The following is an 18,526-nucleotide window of genomic DNA, read 5'->3' on the forward strand; positions in this document are numbered from 1 at the left end:
GATGAGACAAAAAAACACGTTTTTTATCCTGTCGGTACTGTTCCTGACCTGTGGTTCTGCCCACGCCAGGATCCAGACTGTAAACAGTCAGGGGCAGGACGTTTCCAGGCAGGAAACCGCACAGAGCACTTCTCAGGATCTTCAAAAACAGGCCAGCGAGTGGGGGCTGAAGGTTGAGGATTACCAGCGATACCAACAATTAATGGATGGCCCCCGCGGTATGCAGTCACCCGGGCTCGATCCATTAACGGCGTTGGGCATTGAGGCGAGAACTGACGCTGAACGAAAAAAATATGCCGAACAATGGGTCAGACAGGAATTCATCCGTACCGAGAAAGAATTGAAGTTCCAGCGTGAGGTGGATGCTGCCTGGCAGCGACTGGGAGTTTTGCCGGTCAATATGGGGAATGCTGCGGGGATTGCGCATGATACCGGCGGCCGTCTGGCCCTGTTTGTTAAGGCCAAAGATTGCGCCCAATGCGATGCGCGTCTGGCGGCAGTTCTGGCGGACAACCGACCTGTCGATATTTACCTGGTCGACAGCCAGGGTAATGACAGTTTTCTGCGTGACTGGGCCAGGGCGCACCACATCCCCGTTGATAAGGTTCGCGCGCGCCAAATTACGCTCAATCATGACGGTGGCCGCTGGATGAAATTCGGCAACGGCCTGATGCCGGTTGTGTTGCAACAGGGGGAAAACGGATGGACTATCGCCGCGTTCTGACCCTGACGCTGTTAGTGGGATGTGGGGTGCCGGTTTGCGGACAGGCCGCTACGGCACAAGAGATCCCGGTCGGTTACCGCGAAGTGGCTATGCGCCACGGGGTGCCGGCGGAATCGCTCTATTCGGTGGCGCTGGCTGAAACCTCGATGGCGCCCAAACGCATTTCTTCTGTTACCCGGGGTGCTGGCCAGCCTCCTTCGGTAGAACGTCCCTGGCCATGGACCATTAATGTGGCCGGGAAAGGTTACCGATATGCCAGCCGTCTGCAAGCCTGGGAAGCCCTGCAGAATTTCCTGAAAACGCATCCGCGTAAACGCATTGATGTCGGCATTGCCCAGGTAAATCTGGGCTGGAATGGGCATCACTTTGTTTCGACCTGGGAGGCATTTGACCCTTATACCAACCTCAACGCTGCCGCGAGCATTCTGCGAGAGTGCTATGACCGTAATCCGGGGAGTTGGCTGGCGGCTGCCGGCTGCTATCACCATCCTGCCGGCGGCGCCCCTGCCGCCCGTTACAAATCCATCGTGAAGACCAAGTTGGCACGGATTAACGGCGGAACGACGTCTCCAGGCATCGTGCCCCGTACGACGCCAATGGTGATACAGACCGCGACATTGACCTGGATAGAACCACGGAGCCAATAATTATGCGTAAAGTGAATTTTTTGTTGTTCGGCTTGTACCTGGTAACGGCCACCGCGTTAGCGAATTTGAACGTCATTGTCGATGTAGGGGGCGATAATGCCGCACCCTATTTTGAGGGGATCAATCGCCAGGACGTGCGCCCTTCCCCCCCAGTAGAACCGCCACTCCCGTTGTCTGCACCTGAAACGGAAACGACGATGTTGCCAGTGAGCACGCCGGAGCTGACCCCGGGGAGCGTCGCCTCACGACCGCTGAATCTACCTGGCATCGGCGCCTTATTTATTGTGGGGGATGATGACGCCTCCCGTGCCTGGCTGCAGGCAAATGCGAAAAGCCTGAAGTCCCGGCGTGCCGCCGGATTGGTGGTGAACGTCAGCCACTTTCCTGGGCTTCAGTCACTGCGTGAAATGGCCCCCGGAGTGCCTATGGTGCCGGCTTCAGGCAGTGAGCTGGCGCGCCGTCTGCAGTTCAGCCATTACCCGGTACTTATCACAGACACCGGATTATCGCAGCAGGTTACCCCATGATGCCCGTGCAGCATCTGGTTGCCGCTCTGTTGGCGAGCCCATTGCTTTCAGCCCTGCTGATTGGGCTGTTTATCGGCACGATGGCCATCCTAAATCTGCGAGGACGTGAGACGGCATCCAAACGGCGTCATCGGCGGTATCGTGCTACAGCTGAACGGCTGATTCAGCGGTTCCCGCAATTATCAGGGGATGCGCAGCGCCTGGCTTACCTGCGAAAAATCAACCCTTATGTTTTTGAGGAGTTGTTATTACTTGCCTTTGAACGCCAGGGATGCCCGATTATCCGCAATGCCTCCTACAGCGGTGATGGTGGGTTGGATGGCCAGGTGTTTATCGACGGCCAGCGTTATCTTATCCAGGCCAAACGCTATGGTAAGACGATTACTCCTGGGCATATTCAGCATTTTGGGGCGTTGTTGTTACGTGAGCGCTGTGTCGGCTTTTTTATCCATACCGGGCGTACGGGAGAACTCAGCCGGTCGTTGCTGCGTGCGCATCCGCAAATCCAACTTATTAGCGGACAACGCCTGCTGGATCTGCTGAATGGCAAAGCGTCCTGGTTCCCCTATTCAAAATCTCAACGGAGTAAATCCGATGCATCTTCCGTTTAATCTGTTGCCGGCAACGTGCCGGCATGTGTTGCATTTCGCCTTTCGTATGAAGGTGCTTTGGCCAGGGTTGTCATAGGGGAAAAGCAATGAGTAATCGCCATGTAATGGAAGCGTTGTTGCGTCCTGCAGTGGAACTCAACACGGCAATCGTCGCCGGCGCCGCGTCTGGGATTTGTTTTGTGGCGCCCTGGTCGGTGGCATTGGCACCGTCAGTCAGTTATGTCACCGCCAGTGGCTTCGCCGTTCTGTCGGTTATTCGGGCTCGTCAGGGCATGAAAGTGATCCGTTACCGCCGTAATCTGCGCCGCTTACCCCGTTATGTCATGACCAGCGCGCAGATCCCTGTCAGCCGGCAACGGCTTTTTCTTGGCAAAGGTTTTCGCTGGCAACAGAAACATACCCAACGCTTGATGGATACGCGCCGACCGGAGGTAGAGAAGTATGTCCTCCCGCCAAAACTTTACCAGATGGCACGGCGTCTGGAACTGCAAACTGAATACAACATGCCGTGGTTGTCCCAGTTGCTGCGAACCGATTCGCCGCTGAATCCGGTCCGGCCTTTGCCGCCAGTGGGGGGCAATCCGGCAATCCATGGCATTGAGCCGGATGAGCTCGACGTCTCGATGCCGCTCGGTGAACGTGTCGGCCACTCCCTGGTACTGGGCACGACGCGAGTCGGCAAAACCCGTCTGGCTGAACTGCTGATCTCTCAGGATATCCGCCGTGGCGATATCACCATCGTGTTCGATCCAAAAGGCGATGCGGACCTGTTACGGCGGGTCTGGGCTGAGGCCCACCGCGCCGGTCGGGGGGATGAGTTGTATATATTTCATCTTGGGTGGCCGGATATCTCTGCACGTTATAACGCAGTTGGCAGGTTTGAGCGTGTTTCGGAAGTGGCGGGCCGAATTTCCGGGCAGTTAAGTGGCGAGGGGAACAGTGCCGCGTTCCGCGAGTTTGCCTGGCGGTTCGTCAATATCGTTGCCCGCGCTCTGGTTGCCCTGGGCCAACGCCCGGACTACACCCTCATTACCCGCTATGTGAACAATATCAATGAGCTTTATGAAACCTATGCACATAAGGTTATCGGGGAGCGTATGCCAGTGCTACAGCAGCAGATCGAGAACAACCTGAAAGTGCTGACGGAGGATGATGTGCCGCGCAATATGCAGGGTCAGCCAAACGCGATAAAAATCATGGCGGTCGAAATGGCGTTGAGCTCTGACATTGGTAAGCAACTGTATGATCCCATCCTGGATGGTTTGCGCTCGGCCGTGCGTTATGACCGCACTTACTTTGACAAAATCGTCGCTTCATTACTGCCGTTGCTAGAGAAGCTGACGACCGGAAAAACAGCTGAATTGTTGGCGCCAGATTATACGAACATGGCCGATCCGCGGCCTATTTTTGACTGGGAGCAGGTCATCCGCAAGCGCGGCATTGTGTATGTCGGATTGGATGCGTTGTCCGATGGCGTTGTGGCCTCAGCTGTCGGTAACAGCATGTTCGCTGATCTGGTATCCGTGGCCGGCCATATCTATAAACACGGTATGCATGGCGGACTGCCAACCCGAGCCGACGGCAAGCTGCCGATAAACCTACACTGTGACGAGTTTAATGAATTGATGGGGGAAGAGTTCATTCCGCTAATCAATAAGGGCGGCGGCGCCGGCATTCAGGTGACAGCCTATACGCAAACCGAGTCAGACATCGAGGCCCGTATCGGCAGTGCGGCCAAAGCGGCTCAGGTCACCGGTAACTTCAATACTTTGATTATGTTGCGCGTGCGTGAGCAGCGGACGGCTCAGTTACTGACATCACAATTGCCGGAGGTGGAGGTTTATACCAAAACCCTGGTATCCGGTCATGCAGATACCGCCGATGTTGAGAAAGGGCAGGATTTTACTTCCAGCACCCAGGATCGTGTCAGCACAGTGAAGACACCGTTACTGGCGCCAGCTGATGTGATCAATCTGCCGAAAGGCCAGGCGTTTGCCCTGCTGGAAGGCGGGCAGTTATGGAAAATCCGCATGCCATTGCCCAGCGGTGACGGTGATGATGCACTGATGCCCGCTAATCTGCAGAAAATTGCCGAGGAGATGAGGCGTAACTACCGGACTAGCGAGTCCTGGTGGTCGGCGAGCCAGATCATGCCGGATACGGTAGGGAGAATGCATGTCGCAAACGGATAATACTCAGCCACAGCATCCTGTACCACCGCGAAAACACGGATTGATTTACAACGTGCTGTGGGGCTGGCCCTGGACATTGATTGGGATGTTCCTGGCTTCGCTCTTTGTGAGTCTGGTGATCGAATATGTCGGAATGGTGTTCTTCTGGCCGGAGCTCGGGGCGTCGCACAGCGAGGCGGTGATGCATACGGAAATAGGGTATTTGTCATCGGAGTTTACCCGCAGCCTGCTGTTGTCGGAACCGTCGGTCACCCTGGTTCGCTGGATCAGCGCGGCCTATCAGTGGGCATTTGTCGACAGCGGCTTTCTGGCGTGGATCCATCGCGCTTATGAGACGCAAGCGCACAGTCAGAATGAGATAGCCAGAGAACTGAACAGTTGGAGTGGGCAACTGGCTCATTCATTACAGGACTTCTTGTTGGCGGGCATGTATGTCACGGTGATAGCCCTAATTCGGGTCACAATTCTGGTGCTGTCTATTCCGCTGTTTGTGTTGGTGGTGCTGGTCGCATTGACCGAAGGTATGGGGCGGCGTGATATTCGGCGTTACGGCGCCGGGTATGAGTCGAGTTTTGTGTATCACCATGCTAAAAGGATGGTGAAACCCGCCGTTTATATCCCCTGCATGCTGTATCTGTCCTGGCCAACGGCTGTGTATCCTAACTTGCTGCTGTTACCGGCGGCGATTCTGTTGGGGATCGCGGTGACTGTTACCACAGCATCTTTCAAAAAATATCTCTGATCTCAGGCTGTTATTCGTGCTGGATGGAGGCGTACAAAACTTGCTTTTGTGCGCCTCCGTCAGCAGACAAGCCGCGATCAGCGGCGCGTCAGTGGTAATTTCACAACATAGATTGTATTACGCCATATAGAACGCCAATTATCCCGACCCCACCCGATATGTAGCTGAACCGTCTTAATCTGTTTTCACGCCGTTGCCGGGTTATGAAGAGATCTTTCAAACTGGCTGCTAATTGGTTGATCTGATGTTCGCTTTCTGGCGTTTGTTTTCGGATTACTTCAAGGTTAGCTCTTATGTCCTTGGGTAGTTCAATCAGTCCTTCTTGTTCCTCGTACCAATTGATGATGTCTCTTAGGGTATTCGTATGGTTATCACCCCTAGTTTTTTTTAGCTCTTCTTCGAATAAATTTTTTAAAACTAGGTTGAGTGAGCTATAGCTTATATATTTTTTATTCAAGAATATGTGTAAGTCTTCATTTTTTAATTTATTGTTTTGTATGGCTATTCTTATGATTCTACGATAGCGAAGAGTTGTTATATACCAACCGATGAAGATGATAATCCCCGATGCCACCACAGCGAAGGCTATCGGCATAACGCTATATAAAAGAACTACTGCAATATCATTGATTTCTTTCAGTGTCATTTCCTTGCTTCTCCTTTTGCTAAACAGTGAAAAGTATACTTCTGCTGATTCATATCAGTTGGTGCTTTTCCCGAAAATTATCAAAAAACCATAAAGATTTAACCGCTGACCTTCTCCGCCTTATACCGCACCCTGACAGCACCCTAAATCACTAAGGAGTGCTCGTATGCCTATCCCCGTTGTAACCCGACGTATTAACGCCAGCTGTTTGCTGGGCCTGACACTTCTGGCCGCTTTGCCATCGCAGGCATCTGAAAAGGATGAGTTGGCTTCTGCCCAACGCATGTTGATTCAGGTGCAGTCGGCGCTGGAACGTGCCCGTGTCGCCGCTGTTCAGGCGGATCCGTCAGAACAAGGCCGTTTTTACTTTGACTATCAACGCGCCACGTCCGACCTCAATACCATCAACTCCGGTATCGATCGTTATCTGGAACCGTCCCGGGCGCAACCACGTGATGTTGGCGCCGTCGCCGGCAATTACCGCCGGGAGCGTCCCTGATGGCCATGAGTAGCGCACAGGAGCAGGCCTTCAACGCCGCCAGCGGCGGGGTTGAAATCAATATCCTTTCGTTGATTTGCATCGGCGGGTTACTTGCGACGCTGTTCGTGTGGGCGGCCTGGGCATTGGTTGATGTCTGGCAAGGGTGGAGTAACGAGAACGTGCGTAATAGCGCGCTGATTCATTTCGGCGTCAGGCTCGTTCTTTTGTTGGTTATCTCAACCTGGATGTTCGCCAGTTGAATGTGTTGTTTTTTTATCGTAAAAGGAATCTCTTATGAACGCTGTTGTAGGTCTTTTTCGTCATCTCTCCGCGCGACTGGCGGTGGCTACGTCACTGTTGTATGCCGCTGTCCAGCCGGCACAGGCCGCATTACCCACTGTTGAAGCACCGTCTACCGGCAGTGGCGGTGGTCTGATGTCAACCATCAAAGGCTACTTCCAGGATGGGATTGTCGTCATTGGCCTGGTTGCCGCTGCGGTGGCCTTCCTTATCGTCGCCAATGCGGCCATTCACACCTTTGCGGAAGTTCGTGACGGTAAATCGACCTGGGCCAAATTTGGCGCCATCGTTCTGGTCGGTGTCGTGTTGTTGGTCATTGTTATCTGGCTGGTTGGCAAATCTGCCGAAATTCTGTTCTGAGGTCGCAGACCATGCAGACTATCCGTTTTTTACCCGATCGTCTCAATGCTGAACCGGTGGTTTTCCGGGGCTTTACCACCCCGGAGATGGGGCTAGCGGCGTTGGCCGGAGTGGGACTGGGTCTGCTTGTGTCGCTGCCGTTTCTTCCGCTTGCCGGTTGGGTTGTTGTCCCCACCGGTATGCTGGTGACGCCACTCCTCGTCATCTGGTTTGGTGGCAGCCGGCTGACGCGCCTCAAGCGCGGTAAACCGGAGAACTATATCTGGCAGCGTCTCGAGGAGCGTAAACGTCGCATAGGGTGGGGTGACCCCACCCTCATTATCGACAAACAGGGCTGGTCGTTGCGACGCAGCCGAGTGGTTAAGAGGTCAACATGAGCCGTTTCCGTCATGCGGTAAAAAACCGTGACCAGCATATTCTCACGTTGCGTATAGCCTGCGGCGTGCTGGTCTTCTTCGTTCTGGTGACCAGCGTCGGCTGGATGCGGGCACCGGATAATCTCACCATCCATAACCCTCCTGATTTGCGCAGCGGCTCTACCCGCGCCTGGTGGGAAATACCGCCATCCACGGTGTACAGCTTCGCGTTCTATATTTTCCAGCAACTCAATGCCTGGCCGAAAAACGGCGAAGTAGATTACCCGGCAAAAATTAACACGCTCTCTGCCTACCTGACGCCATCGTGCGAACGTTTCCTGCAGGCGGATGCGAAAAAACGCAGTGATAACGGCGAGCTGACCGGCAGGACGCGTGTGGTGTTCGAAATCCCGGAGCATGGCTACAACGGGCGCTATAACCAGGATCCGGTTACGGTCGATGGTCGGGACAACTGGGTTGTGCGTCTTGACCTGGTGGCCGATGAGTCGTTTGCCGGGGAGCCGGTGAAGCGGGCGCTGACGCGCTATCCGCTGAAAATTGTTCGCTGGGAAGGCGATCCGGAACGTAATGAGTTTGGTATGGCACTGGATTGCTACGACGGTATCCCACAGCGCCTGGCTGTCGCACCGCAAGAACCCACGCCGGAGAAAAAAGGAGTGTTCCAATGATCAACGTACGTGTATTGGCGCTTGCCCTTGGTTTATTACCGCTGACGGCGACGTTTACCGCACCGGCTGCCCATGCGGATGAGTTGATGAAGTGGGAGCGTATTCCTCTGCCAATCCCGCTGGCCGTGGGTAAGGAGCGGGTATTGTTCGTCGATAAAAATGTGCGCGTTGGTTTCCCGCCGGCGCTGAACGATAAGTTACGAGTGCAAAGCAGCGGTGGTGCGGTATATCTGAAAGCCGATAGCGCCTTCCCGCAAACCCGGCTGCAGTTGCAGGACGTGGAGAGTGGTGAATTCATTCTCCTTGATGTCACTGCCGCAGAAAATGGTCCCACTGAGCCGGTGCGTCTTGTTTACAGCGGCGATGTAACGTCGGTCAGCAGTGATAAAGACAATGCCGTCGCCACTGGCGAAGAAAGTTCGACTCCCGGCGCTGATAACGGTACCCAGACGAAACGCAAGCCGGTGAAATATAACGCCCCGCTTCCGATTGTGCTGACACGCTATGCGGCGCAAAGCCTGTACGGCCCGGTGCGAACGGTTGAAGCGGTACCAGGTATTCATCCGGTTAACCCCCACTTGCCAAAACGTATCACCACGCTGTACCCGTCAGAGCCTGTGGCGGTCACGCCGCTGGGAGGATGGGGGATCGGCCGTCGCAATGTCGTCGCGCTCAAGGTGCAAAACACCGCCAGCCGCAAGATCGTCCTGGATCCACGCAATCTGCAGGGACAGTTTGTGACGGCGACATTCCAGCATCGCTTCCTCGGTCCGGTCGGCACGCCGGAGGACACGACTACGCTGTATCTGGTCACGGCCGGACGTCCGGACGGCGCTTTTGTTGCAGAACCGAACGTTGTGCGTAAAGCGGTAAAGAAAGGAGGTGAGCATGGCGAGCGTTAAATCCAATATGCTGCCGAAGGTGATTGTGGTCGGGGTGTTGGCTGCTGTGATTGTTGTCGGGCTGAAAAGCTGCGGTGGTAACAAATCACCCGAAAAAAACCAGCACGATCAAAGTGTGCTGGCCAACTTATCTCCAGAAGAACTGCATGCGCTGGGGGTTGAAGGCGATACCCCGGAGGACACGCTACGCACCCTGGTCGGTACGTTACGCACAACGCGTACTCAGCAGGCGGAGTTGCAGAAAAATATCGATAATGTCCTGAAAGAAAATGAGGAATTGCGCAAGCGTAATCAGAACGTTTCGGGTCAGGTGAGCGAGGCGGTTGCCGGGTTCCAGAAACAGGCTCAGCAACGTCAGCAGCAGCTCCAGCAGGAGCAGCAGACGCTGACGGGTAAAATTCAGAGTCTGACCGATCAGTTGGCCAACAATAAGGATAAGAAGAAAAACGACTCAGATATCCCGTTAGGCCTGGGGCTGGACGGAATGGGCACCAGTGATGGGCGCGCCGCACCTGGACAGGACGGCCTGATGTGGGTGAACCCCAAAGATCAGAAAGAACCCGATCCGCGCAATACCAACAGTGCGAAAGAAGGGCCTCAGTTCCCGACGTCTTTCCTGGCTGACAATGCGTTAACCCGGCAAAAAGCCGCGTATGAGCAGCAGGTGAAGGGCCACACCCATGAAAAAGGGGAGGAGGAGAACGATGAGCCGGTATATACCCTGCCGGAGAATGCCACATTGGTGGGTAGCCGCGCGATGACCGCACTGTTGGGGCGGGTGCCAATCAACGGTACGGTCACCGACCCCTATCCGTTTAAATTGCTTATTGGTAAAGATAACCTGACGGCCAACGGCATTGAACTGCCGGACGTCGAAGGTGCTGTCGTATCAGGCACCGCCAGCGGTGACTGGACGCTTTCCTGTGTGCGAGGCCAGGTCAACAGCATTACGTTTGTCTTTGCTGATGGCACGATTCGTACGTTGCCGAAAGCCAACGCCAATTCCAATGCCGGCAGCGGTAACAGTGGTGGCAACGGCAAGGACGTGAGCACCAATGCCGGCATTGGCTGGATTTCTGATGACAATGGTATCCCGTGTATTGGTGGCGAACGTAAGTCCAATGCCTCGACCTACCTGCCGACCATTGCTGCCCTTTCCGGCGCCAGCGCCGCCGGTGATGCATTTAGCCAGGGGCAGTACACCACGCAAAATAACGTCAACGGTATCACCTCCACCATGACGGGCAGTGCCGGCCAGGCTGTTCTGGGCAAGGCGCTGTCCGGCAGTATGAAAGAAACGGCTGACTGGGTGCGTGAGCGTTACGGGATGATGTTTGATGCCATTTATGTGCCGCCGGGTCAGAAGCTGGCGATCCATATTACCCGTCAACTGGCGATCGATTTTGAGACCCAGGGGCGCAAGGTGCGTTATGACGACTTCAGTCTGCCTGGCGCAGACGGTAGCACTGGCGGATTGGACTGATACAGGGGAACCTTCCATGAAAATGAAAAAAACAACAAGGGCGGTGATGGCCGCTATTTTGGTGAGCGCACTGCTGAGCGGCTGCTCTACGTCGAAAGAGGAAATGCTGCCGGCAGGCGACAGCACGATGCTGGAATTGTGGCAGGGGGAGGACGGTAGTGGCTCCACGCGCCATGCGGTGGCCGCCCGGGACAGCCTGCGACGTCCGCTTACTGAGAATGAGCAACAGGCCAGCCTAGCAGACGATCGCAGCTACAGCCGCACCCAGGAAAGTGAAATCAGCCAGCAGTTCCCGCGTCTGCCTAATCCTGATCTTGTGATGTATGTGTTTCCGCATCTCGCTGACGGCAATACCCCGGTGCCGGGTTACAGTACGGTGTTTCCGTTCTACAGCCAGGTGCAATATGCAATGCCCGGTGAGCGAACGGAGGCCTACTGATGCGATTCCCTCTGTTTGATAAAAAGCGCCTGATACGAAAAAGTCCGTCGCTTCCCGCTGATGATACGACCGGCCAGCTCACTTCCGCTGAGGAAGGTGTTTCCCTGATCGTTGCCGGGCGAGAGGCGCTGACGCGCCCGGGAAAAATGACGATTGATGATGAAAAACAGTTGTATCACGCCAATCCATCCATCATTGATTACCTGCCCTGGGCAGAATTTTTGGATCGCGAGCAATGTATTTTGCTCGATGACGGCGTTTCCGTGGGCGCGGTATTTGATGTCACGCCTGTGGCGACAGAAGGGCGTACTGATGACCGTCTTGAGCAGATGCGCGATACGGTTGAGGATGCGCTGCAGGATTCGTTCGATGAACATGACGAAAACCCCTGGGTGGTACAATTTTTCTGCCAGGATGAAAACAATGTCGAGGCCTATATCGACCGGCTCAGAGCCTACGTAAAACCCCATGCACAGGGAAGTAAATTGTCCGAGTCCTGGCTAAGAGAGACAGAGCGACATCTGCGTGGGATTGCCCGTCCGGAGGGGCTGTTTAAAGATACGCTTATCACCGATCAGCCATGGCGGGGCCAGCAGCGGCGCACCCGCATGGTGATCTATCGCTGGATTGGAAAGAATAACGCGGATCCTATGCCGCCAATCGCGATGCTCGACCAGGCCTGTGAACGTGTCACCGGCGCTCTCGCCGGCGCTGGCGTCATCTGCGTGCGTCAGAACGGGGCGCAGGTACATGACTGGTTACTGCGTCATTTTAATCCGAGCCCGGACTGGGTGAATAAAGAGACCCTGTACCGGGACGCTGCCTATTTTGACCGTCGTGATACACCGGATGGCGAGATGCCGGTAATGAACGATTTCGCTGAAACATTGTGGTTTACCCCGCCCCGGTCCGATCCGGACAACGGTGTCTGGTGGTTCGATAATCAGGCGCATTGCGCCATTCCGGTCGAGAAACTGCGCCGCCCGCCGGAGCCGGGCACGATCACCGGGGAAATGAAACGCGGTGAGAAAAAAATCAATGCGCTGATGGATTTGTTCCCGGAAGGGACGATGGTGTGTATAACCATTGTGGTGCAGCCGCAGGATACGCTGGAGAACGATTTCAACAAGCTGTCCAAGAATGCCGTCGGCGAAAATACCGAGTCCGGGCGTGTGCGCCAGGATGTGGCACAGGTGAAGGAATACCTGGGTAATCGCCACAAATTGTACCGCGCCGGCATCACGTTCCTGCTGCGAGCCGGCGACCTGAATGCACTCAACCACAAACGCGTGGAACTGACTAACGTGTTGCTCGGCGCCGGCCTGCAGCCCATTCGTCCCGAATTTGACGTGGCGCCCCTCAATACCTATTTGCGGGCGTTGCCGATGTGTTTTAACCCGGAGACGGACAAAAAACACTGGTATACCCGCTTGACCTGGGTACAACACCTGGCCGGCTTGTTGCCGGTAACCGGGCGTGAGACCGGTACCGGCAACCCAGGGATGAGTTTTTTCAACCGTGGCGGCGATACGCTGACGGTCGACCCGCTGAACAAGCACGATCGTAGTCAGAATGCGCACATGCTGTATTTCGGCCCGACCGGCGCCGGGAAATCCGCGACGTTGTGCGCGGTAATGTCTCAATTGATGGCGATACACCGCCCACGGTTGTTTATTGCGGAAGCGGGCAACAGTTTTGGGCTGCTCGCCGATTATTATGAAAACCAGGGGCTCAGCGTCAATAAAGTGAGCATCAAGCCGGGTAGCGGCGTGTCACTGCCGCCGTTCACCTATGCACATAAGTTGGTTGAAGAAACCGCCTTGAATCTGGATGAGAACGACCTGCCAGATCTTGATGCTGACGATGAAGATGAGGACAAACGTGATTACCTGGGGGAAATGGAAATTTCGGCGCGCATGATGATCACCGGTGGGGATGAGAAGGAAGAGGCTGAACTGAAACGCGCCGACCGCGCGATGATCCGTGAAGCCCTGCTGATGGCGGCACGTCAGACGTATGAAGAGGAGCGTCAAATGTTGCCGACCGACCTGCAGAAGGCGCTGTATGACATCTCCAAAGATGACGGCAACGATGTGCGTAATGCGCAACGGCGGGCAAAAGCCGCCGAAATGGCGGAATCGCTGGGGATGTTCACACAGACAGGCAGCTTTGAAGCCGAACTGTTCAATCGTGAAGGCAGCCTGTGGCCGGAGGCGGATGTGACGCTGATCGACCTGGGTCACCTGGCGCGGGAAGGCTATGAAGCACAAATGGCGCTAACCATGGTGAGTCTGACCAACACCATCAACAACATTGCCGAACGCGACCAGTACTCGGAGCGGGATATCGTGTTTGCCGTGGATGAAGCGCACATCGTGACGGTGAACCCGCTGTTGGCGCCGTACATGACCAAAATCGTCAAAATGTGGCGTAAACTCGGCGCCTGGCTGTGGCTGGCCACGCAGAACCTGAAGGACTTTCCGGACATCGCCGAGAAGATGCTGAACATGGCGGAATGGTGGGTTTGTCTGACGATGCCCCCGGAAGAGGTCAACGATATCGCCCGATTCAAGGCGCTGACTGATGAACAAAAGGCGGTATTGCTGTCCGCCAGTAAACTGTCCGGCTGCTATACCGAAGGGGTGATACTGTCGAAAAAAGTGGAGGCGCTGTTCCGGGCCGTACCGCCCAGCCTGTACCTGGCACTGGGTATGACCGAAAAAGAGGAAAAAGCGGAGCGTCGCGCGCTGATGCAAAAATTTGGCTGTAGTGAGCTGGAAGCCGCCCGCAAGGTGGCGCAAAAGCTTGACCGCCTGCGTGGTTTGCTGACAGACGAGGGGGAAGAAGCTGCATGATGACACTGAAATACCCCGCCCTCGCGGTTCGTTCGCATAACCAGTATCGGGAGCCGTCTCTATTTACCCTGCCGCCACAGGGGCTGGCCAGTATCAGTGAAACCGATGCCCGCGCGCTGGATGTATTTTGTCAGGCTATCCGCGATCGGCTCTCGGGGCCAGTCTCATTGACCGCGCACCCTCATCGGATTGGAAGCCGCACCAGTGTGGCGCTGCATCTGGAAGGCCGTCTGGGGCGGTGCATCAATGTCCTGATAACGGTGACTGGCAATACCTTGTGGCCACAGCCTGAGGAATACGGTCATCCACGCTGGTACATCACCGTCCCGGACGCGGCCGACGTGGTGTATCTGCTGCTCCATCTGAGTGATATGTGCGAGCGATTTCAGGTGAATTAATACTTGATAGCGATTTGAATGTTATAACGTTCGCTGCACCGGCCTGATGGCCGGTTTTTTACTGGCGATGTCCCGCAGTGGCGGGCATCGGCTTTCCATCAGTAGAGGAGTAGAGAGCATCGCTTGTTGTTGAATCGGCTCCCTGATTTGGATACGATGTTAATACCGCCTGTGATACCCGCAGAGGTGCTAGATTTAGGCACTGAGAAGGATATCTTGAACATGAATTCAGAGCGCTAAAGGGCAAAGAATGGCACTTCGTATGTCGAAAAATAGGGGTTATTAACATTGGTAAGATTATAATGGGACCATGCAAAAAGTATCAGAGCGATGTAACACAAGGCATAGAAAATTCGAAAATTAGTTATTTTTATTGAAAAGAGGATTTGCCTTACTAAAGCAAGGCCACCTTTAGGCAGCCTTTTATCTTACTTATGAATATTCATTAAACTGTCAAATAGTTTTTTGGTTAACTCTTTTTCCGCTCGTGCTTGGATTTGAGCCATACCATTTCGGAAGAGTTTTAACTTACCGCTAAATTCTTGGTCATGAATAGTGCATGTCAATCGATCAAGCCTCATTTTTTTGTGAATAAGCTCATCTTTGAAATATTTCTTAAGATCGCTGGTGCTATTAATTTGCATCTTGGCAAGAGCAAATTCAGCAACTTGAATTTGAGATACATCTAGTTGCACTATATTAAGTGTTAACTCTGTGTTTAAAGAACTGAACCATGTGAACGGGTCAATCTCAATATCTTCTAAGCTGGTGCCAAGACCAAGGTTCTTTACCAGTGCCTGCGCAAATGGTTTAAGTGTTCTTGGTGGATTATCAAGAAGTAAAACTGGGGCGTATTGTTCGTCAAAACTGAAAGACGTTACTCTATATTCAATGCGTTCAACAGCGGTACTGTTGCCGTATAGATTACTTATTCTGTCTTCGCTTATTATCTTTTCGATGAAGCGAGCGTGAAAATGAGAAGCTCGTGATTTATCAAATATAAACCCTTTCCCTTTCTCTTCAGTAAAAGGATCACTCATGAGTTTTTCAAGTGTTTCACTAGTAGTGAAACGATTGTTTAGTATAATCCATTTAACTTTTTTCATGCTCTTCCACCTTTTTACCCGTCACGATATTATAGGCGTTTGCTGCGGACTGTTCAATTAGTAAGCTAATTTTCTTCTTTTCAATTTCATTTGCTGTACGAATGGTAACATTGTATTCACTACCTTTTTGGTTATTGATTCCTTTAATTTGATAGGAAAAATCAGAGCAGTTTTCTGAATCCTTAAAGAAAGCTTCAACCAAAATTCTATCTCCTATTCCGCTTTTAGGTTTAGCAGACCAAGCAATTCTCCCGATATAGTATCCTTTGTTGTGTAGTTGGGTGAAAATAGCAGAACTATTAACAGAATCACCTTTTAGAACAGCTTTTTTTACGAATCCTGTCTCGATTTCTTCTTCTTCCTCGTCATCACCTTTGCTTGTTGAACGGTTAAGCTCTACATTAGTAACGTCGTCAATTTCATATCCACTCAATCCGCCCATAACCTCTTGAAAAAACTGACTTCTTAGCGCTGGTGTAGGAATTGCCTCTAAAGAAATTTCAAACTTTTCAATATCAACGGATTTAATCTTTGACAACTCTTTTTGTAATAGTGTTATTACATCTTTAGCCTTTTGGTTCTGAGGCATACGAATATCAACATTATCGCTATTTACTGTAAGATCAATCTTGATGTTGCGATTGTCTATCTGACGCAATGCTGTTCTGGACAAGTCTACTTCTTGGTAGGTTACCTCGATTGCTAAAGACCCATCTTTTTTCGCAGTGATTTTTACGGTTTCACCAGATCCGGTGGCTAACTTTTTCTTAACTAACTCTGCTGCTGTTTTTAATTCTGTCTGAGAGGATGATGCTTGAAGCTTGACGCTAGTTATACTCTCTCTTTTATCATAAGTTTGTACAAGTTCCTTAATTGAATCTAGATCACTATATCCCTGAGGTAGTTTGCAAACCTCTTCAATTAATTCCTCCTTTGTTAATTCTTGAGAAACAATAATACCTTTCCGTAGTAATATCTCGCGTAATCTTACGATGGTAATTCTTTTATGATGAAGTGCGTCATATATATTTTTGTCAGTAGCGAAATAAATATTCATATTATTCATCAGCGTTGCTCCATGCCTATAGCTTCAAGACTGTATTGAATTACCATTGCAGCTGTTTTTTCGAACGTAACTTTTGAAAACAAACGTTCACTTTCACCTGATAGCCAATGAGTACTATATTTTTGTTTTGCTCTTTCAAAGTGATGAATGGCGTCTTCATGCGGATTTATATGACAATGTCTAATTTTTATTCTTTTTACATCAATCAGTATTTGATAATTAGAAAGCATGTCAAGGAAGTAGATGAACTCATCTTCACTATTTCCTGGTTGATTATAATAAATTACGTAACCACTATCTTTTTTTTCGCCCATCCAGTCGAATTCTTTATGCTTTATTATTATGAATGGTGATGTTAAAACCTCAACAGTAGCTGCAGTCTTGTTGTTGATAGGATGCTTTATCCTAGTGAGTGCTAAGTCTGGGTAATAGAAATAGTACAAATCGGGTTGAGGCAAAGCCCCGGACCCAATAAGCATTTTAATATCTGATGCTATATTGATCATATCGGAGATTTTGAATGGATCTAAAAGGTGTAATTTTATGTTTGGAGGGCGTTTTATTAGTTCAGGGTCGACTTTTTTCATAACGGAGGAATAAAAATCCTTGTCGTAAAGGTTGTCATGATTATAGAGAAATAATAAACCTCGAACTTTGTAACCTAATGACTCATCCCGCACATATCGTTTACACCACTGCTGGCTAATGTTGGCGCATTCTGTAGCGAGAGCTAAAGAAGAAAGTGCACCTTCTACCATCCCTTTGCCGATACTACTTTGGGCATAGCTTTTGAGGTCTGTGTTCAAGTACACAATCTCTTCTTCATAGGGATCGGTATAGTAAAACACCACATCGCTAGGATGTGTTTTTTTGTCATGAGCCTCTAGGTCGCAATCCCAGTTCATATCTTGACTAGTTGCTCGTTGCCATTTGAAAATTTTAAAAATATCTTGGGTTATCTTATTTGCAACATGCTGTATTGAAGAAGTCTCTCCGCCCATTTTCAACATTCCTGTTTAGTGTGTAGATAAAAATCTGACTCAAAAATCATTCAACGATTAGAATTACATCATATTTTGTAAGTATGTCTAGTGTGAATGAATTTGCATGTGGGTTATTGTGATTACCGTGGTATTAAAACGAACGCAAGGCATGGTGTTGTAAGTGTAAGTATCCCTGAAATCCGCACCATTTTTAGAGAGTGGATTACGCTACCTTGGAAGCGAGCATGGAGATCCATGGGCCTGAGCCCATTCCTGATGGTTTCAGGACTTAGTGAACTTCCGCTTCGCTCATAGCCGACCCGACTGCTGGTAGCTTCGTGTCAAAAGCGCACAATATTAATACTATGGATCGTTAATAAATGGGTGGGCAGGTTATAGATTCACATTCTAAATATTGACTCAATGTGATTATTAATCATGATAAATACTTTTGGCATAAAAACGGTTTTATCGTTTGATGCCAAAAAATTTTCTCAATCCAATAAAGACTTCTTTGCTGCCTTTCTGAGCTCCCCATAGCACCCTGTGTGAATTCTATCCATGCAGGAGTGTAGACCATGAAAATCAGCACGTTGCTGACGTTGTTCCCACTGCTGATGCCGGCATCGGTGCTTGCCGGCACAGTGCTCTATACCGATTCCCTCCATCCCCCTACGAATAGCGATGCGTCTGTCGCCGTTATTTATCTTGACGGCCCGGACCAACTGCAGGCGCAAATCTTTGGCGAGCTGTCTTCCGAGCCCGCTCTGGCAGAGCGCCAGGCGAAAGCGGTATTTCAGTCCCCACAATGGCAGGCGCAGGAAGAACAACTGGCGACGGTTTACCGTGCCGTTGTTCGCGCCTGGGAACAGGGGGTGAAAAAGGTACCGGCGGTGGTGTTTGATGATCGGGACGTGGTGTATGGCACGGCCGATATTGCACGCGCCAGGGCGCTGCGCATCCAGGCTCAGGGAGGGCAGTGATATGCAATTTAATCATCTCCATTTGATATCCGGGCA

Annotated in this window: 21 protein-coding genes; 17 read left to right on the forward strand and 4 right to left on the reverse strand. The window is 51.8% G+C overall.

Annotated features, from left to right (window positions below; genetic code table 11):
- The first annotated feature begins 1 nt into the window (after position 1).
- From BJF97_RS02700 to BJF97_RS02725, 6 genes are all read left to right on the forward strand, one after another.
- The gene (locus tag BJF97_RS02700) at positions 2 to 724 is read left to right on the forward strand and encodes a TIGR03759 family integrating conjugative element protein (RefSeq protein WP_070082780.1); all 723 of its coding nucleotides are present in this window, start codon (positions 2 to 4) and stop codon (positions 722 to 724) included.
- A complete protein-coding gene (locus BJF97_RS02705) occupies positions 703 to 1,371 on the forward strand; it encodes a transglycosylase SLT domain-containing protein (protein WP_070082781.1) in 669 nt (222 codons plus the stop codon). The genes BJF97_RS02700 and BJF97_RS02705 overlap by 22 nt, the downstream gene beginning before the upstream one ends.
- Before the next feature lie 2 nt (positions 1,372 to 1,373).
- Positions 1,374 to 1,898: an integrating conjugative element protein gene (locus BJF97_RS02710; protein WP_070082782.1), complete on the forward strand. Its 525-nt coding sequence runs from the start codon at positions 1,374 to 1,376 to the stop codon at positions 1,896 to 1,898.
- Entirely contained in the window at positions 1,895 to 2,509 is a 615-nt protein-coding gene (locus tag BJF97_RS02715; protein ID WP_070082783.1) for a restriction endonuclease, read from the forward strand. Before BJF97_RS02710 ends, BJF97_RS02715 begins: the two co-directional genes overlap by 4 nt.
- Positions 2,510 to 2,595: 86 nt before the next feature.
- Positions 2,596 to 4,701 carry a type IV conjugative transfer system coupling protein TraD gene (traD, locus tag BJF97_RS02720; RefSeq protein WP_070082784.1) on the forward strand — a complete coding sequence of 702 codons (2,106 nt, stop codon included), beginning with the start codon at positions 2,596 to 2,598 and terminating at the stop codon, positions 4,699 to 4,701.
- A complete protein-coding gene (locus BJF97_RS02725) occupies positions 4,685 to 5,443 on the forward strand; it encodes a TIGR03747 family integrating conjugative element membrane protein (RefSeq protein WP_070082785.1) in 759 nt (252 codons plus the stop codon). Before traD ends, BJF97_RS02725 begins: the two co-directional genes overlap by 17 nt.
- A 100-nt stretch (positions 5,444 to 5,543) precedes the next feature.
- On the opposite strand, the gene BJF97_RS02730 is transcribed toward BJF97_RS02725, so the two are convergent.
- On the reverse strand, positions 5,544 to 6,089 hold the full coding sequence (locus BJF97_RS02730) for a hypothetical protein (protein ID WP_070082786.1): 546 nt from the start codon (positions 6,087 to 6,089) through the stop codon (positions 5,544 to 5,546).
- 166 nt (positions 6,090 to 6,255) lie between these two features.
- Between BJF97_RS02730 and BJF97_RS02735 the strand changes: the two genes are divergently transcribed.
- Genes BJF97_RS02735 through BJF97_RS02780 form a run of 10 tightly spaced genes read left to right on the forward strand, consistent with a single transcriptional unit; the run spans position 6,256 to position 14,352 of the window.
- A complete protein-coding gene (locus BJF97_RS02735; protein WP_070082787.1) occupies positions 6,256 to 6,588 on the forward strand; it encodes an integrative conjugative element protein, RAQPRD family in 333 nt (110 codons plus the stop codon).
- Positions 6,588 to 6,830: a TIGR03758 family integrating conjugative element protein gene (locus tag BJF97_RS02740; RefSeq protein WP_070082788.1), complete on the forward strand. Its 243-nt coding sequence runs from the start codon at positions 6,588 to 6,590 to the stop codon at positions 6,828 to 6,830. Before BJF97_RS02735 ends, BJF97_RS02740 begins: the two co-directional genes overlap by 1 nt.
- A gap of 34 nt (positions 6,831 to 6,864) precedes the next feature.
- Positions 6,865 to 7,230: a TIGR03745 family integrating conjugative element membrane protein gene (locus BJF97_RS02745; RefSeq protein WP_070082789.1), complete on the forward strand. Its 366-nt coding sequence runs from the start codon at positions 6,865 to 6,867 to the stop codon at positions 7,228 to 7,230.
- A gap of 11 nt (positions 7,231 to 7,241) precedes the next feature.
- Positions 7,242 to 7,607: a TIGR03750 family conjugal transfer protein gene (locus BJF97_RS02750; RefSeq protein WP_070082790.1), complete on the forward strand. Its 366-nt coding sequence runs from the start codon at positions 7,242 to 7,244 to the stop codon at positions 7,605 to 7,607.
- A complete protein-coding gene (locus BJF97_RS02755; protein WP_070082791.1) occupies positions 7,604 to 8,275 on the forward strand; it encodes a PFL_4703 family integrating conjugative element protein in 672 nt (223 codons plus the stop codon). Before BJF97_RS02750 ends, BJF97_RS02755 begins: the two co-directional genes overlap by 4 nt.
- A complete protein-coding gene (locus BJF97_RS02760) occupies positions 8,272 to 9,177 on the forward strand; it encodes a TIGR03749 family integrating conjugative element protein (protein WP_070082792.1) in 906 nt (301 codons plus the stop codon). Before BJF97_RS02755 ends, BJF97_RS02760 begins: the two co-directional genes overlap by 4 nt.
- Complete coding sequence (locus BJF97_RS02765; RefSeq protein WP_070082793.1) at positions 9,164 to 10,660, forward strand: TIGR03752 family integrating conjugative element protein; 1,497 nt, start codon at positions 9,164 to 9,166, stop codon at positions 10,658 to 10,660. Before BJF97_RS02760 ends, BJF97_RS02765 begins: the two co-directional genes overlap by 14 nt.
- 22 nt (positions 10,661 to 10,682) lie before the next feature.
- Entirely contained in the window at positions 10,683 to 11,099 is a 417-nt protein-coding gene (locus BJF97_RS02770; RefSeq protein WP_148722763.1) for a TIGR03751 family conjugal transfer lipoprotein, read from the forward strand.
- Positions 11,099 to 13,954 (forward strand): conjugative transfer ATPase, encoded by a 2,856-nt coding sequence (locus BJF97_RS02775; RefSeq protein WP_070082795.1) that lies wholly within the window; start codon positions 11,099 to 11,101, stop codon positions 13,952 to 13,954. The genes BJF97_RS02770 and BJF97_RS02775 overlap by 1 nt, the downstream gene beginning before the upstream one ends.
- A complete protein-coding gene (locus BJF97_RS02780) occupies positions 13,951 to 14,352 on the forward strand; it encodes an acetyltransferase (RefSeq protein ID WP_070082796.1) in 402 nt (133 codons plus the stop codon). The genes BJF97_RS02775 and BJF97_RS02780 overlap by 4 nt, the downstream gene beginning before the upstream one ends.
- Positions 14,353 to 14,780: 428 nt before the next feature.
- Here BJF97_RS02780 and BJF97_RS02785 read toward each other — a convergent pair whose 3' ends face one another.
- The 3 genes from BJF97_RS02785 to BJF97_RS02795 are packed head-to-tail and all read right to left on the reverse strand — an operon-like array spanning position 14,781 to position 17,525.
- Positions 14,781 to 15,458 (reverse strand): hypothetical protein, encoded by a 678-nt coding sequence (locus BJF97_RS02785; RefSeq protein WP_070082797.1) that lies wholly within the window; start codon positions 15,456 to 15,458, stop codon positions 14,781 to 14,783.
- Entirely contained in the window at positions 15,445 to 16,524 is a 1,080-nt protein-coding gene (locus BJF97_RS02790; RefSeq protein ID WP_070082798.1) for a hypothetical protein, read from the reverse strand. Before BJF97_RS02790 ends, BJF97_RS02785 begins: the two co-directional genes overlap by 14 nt.
- A complete protein-coding gene (locus tag BJF97_RS02795; protein ID WP_070082799.1) occupies positions 16,524 to 17,525 on the reverse strand; it encodes a hypothetical protein in 1,002 nt (333 codons plus the stop codon). Before BJF97_RS02795 ends, BJF97_RS02790 begins: the two co-directional genes overlap by 1 nt.
- A 560-nt stretch (positions 17,526 to 18,085) precedes the next feature.
- Here BJF97_RS02795 and BJF97_RS02800 point away from each other — a divergent pair.
- Positions 18,086 to 18,490 (forward strand): TIGR03757 family integrating conjugative element protein, encoded by a 405-nt coding sequence (locus tag BJF97_RS02800; protein ID WP_070082800.1) that lies wholly within the window; start codon positions 18,086 to 18,088, stop codon positions 18,488 to 18,490.
- The last annotated feature ends 36 nt before the right edge of the window (positions 18,491 to 18,526 follow it).

Source organism: Klebsiella sp. LTGPAF-6F (genome assembly GCF_001753185.1).
In the GTDB taxonomy this organism is placed as follows: Bacteria; Pseudomonadota; Gammaproteobacteria; order Enterobacterales; family Enterobacteriaceae; genus Klebsiella; species Klebsiella michiganensis.

Coding starts and splice junctions, on each gene's coding strand:
- BJF97_RS02700 (WP_070082780.1), top strand. CDS start 2: ATGAGACAAAAAAACACGTTTTTTATCCTGTCGGTACTGTTCCTGACC.
- BJF97_RS02705 (WP_070082781.1), top strand. CDS start 703: ATGGACTATCGCCGCGTTCTGACCCTGACGCTGTTAGTGGGATGTGGG.
- BJF97_RS02710 (WP_070082782.1), top strand. CDS start 1,374: ATGCGTAAAGTGAATTTTTTGTTGTTCGGCTTGTACCTGGTAACGGCC.
- BJF97_RS02715 (WP_070082783.1), top strand. CDS start 1,895: ATGATGCCCGTGCAGCATCTGGTTGCCGCTCTGTTGGCGAGCCCATTG.
- traD (WP_070082784.1), top strand. CDS start 2,596: ATGAGTAATCGCCATGTAATGGAAGCGTTGTTGCGTCCTGCAGTGGAA.
- BJF97_RS02725 (WP_070082785.1), top strand. CDS start 4,685: ATGTCGCAAACGGATAATACTCAGCCACAGCATCCTGTACCACCGCGA.
- BJF97_RS02730 (WP_070082786.1), bottom strand. CDS start 6,089: ATGACACTGAAAGAAATCAATGATATTGCAGTAGTTCTTTTATATAGC.
- BJF97_RS02735 (WP_070082787.1), top strand. CDS start 6,256: ATGCCTATCCCCGTTGTAACCCGACGTATTAACGCCAGCTGTTTGCTG.
- BJF97_RS02740 (WP_070082788.1), top strand. CDS start 6,588: ATGGCCATGAGTAGCGCACAGGAGCAGGCCTTCAACGCCGCCAGCGGC.
- BJF97_RS02745 (WP_070082789.1), top strand. CDS start 6,865: ATGAACGCTGTTGTAGGTCTTTTTCGTCATCTCTCCGCGCGACTGGCG.
- BJF97_RS02750 (WP_070082790.1), top strand. CDS start 7,242: ATGCAGACTATCCGTTTTTTACCCGATCGTCTCAATGCTGAACCGGTG.
- BJF97_RS02755 (WP_070082791.1), top strand. CDS start 7,604: ATGAGCCGTTTCCGTCATGCGGTAAAAAACCGTGACCAGCATATTCTC.
- BJF97_RS02760 (WP_070082792.1), top strand. CDS start 8,272: ATGATCAACGTACGTGTATTGGCGCTTGCCCTTGGTTTATTACCGCTG.
- BJF97_RS02765 (WP_070082793.1), top strand. CDS start 9,164: ATGGCGAGCGTTAAATCCAATATGCTGCCGAAGGTGATTGTGGTCGGG.
- BJF97_RS02770 (WP_148722763.1), top strand. CDS start 10,683: ATGAAAAAAACAACAAGGGCGGTGATGGCCGCTATTTTGGTGAGCGCA.
- BJF97_RS02775 (WP_070082795.1), top strand. CDS start 11,099: ATGCGATTCCCTCTGTTTGATAAAAAGCGCCTGATACGAAAAAGTCCG.
- BJF97_RS02780 (WP_070082796.1), top strand. CDS start 13,951: ATGATGACACTGAAATACCCCGCCCTCGCGGTTCGTTCGCATAACCAG.
- BJF97_RS02785 (WP_070082797.1), bottom strand. CDS start 15,458: ATGAAAAAAGTTAAATGGATTATACTAAACAATCGTTTCACTACTAGT.
- BJF97_RS02790 (WP_070082798.1), bottom strand. CDS start 16,524: ATGAATAATATGAATATTTATTTCGCTACTGACAAAAATATATATGAC.
- BJF97_RS02795 (WP_070082799.1), bottom strand. CDS start 17,525: ATGGGCGGAGAGACTTCTTCAATACAGCATGTTGCAAATAAGATAACC.
- BJF97_RS02800 (WP_070082800.1), top strand. CDS start 18,086: ATGAAAATCAGCACGTTGCTGACGTTGTTCCCACTGCTGATGCCGGCA.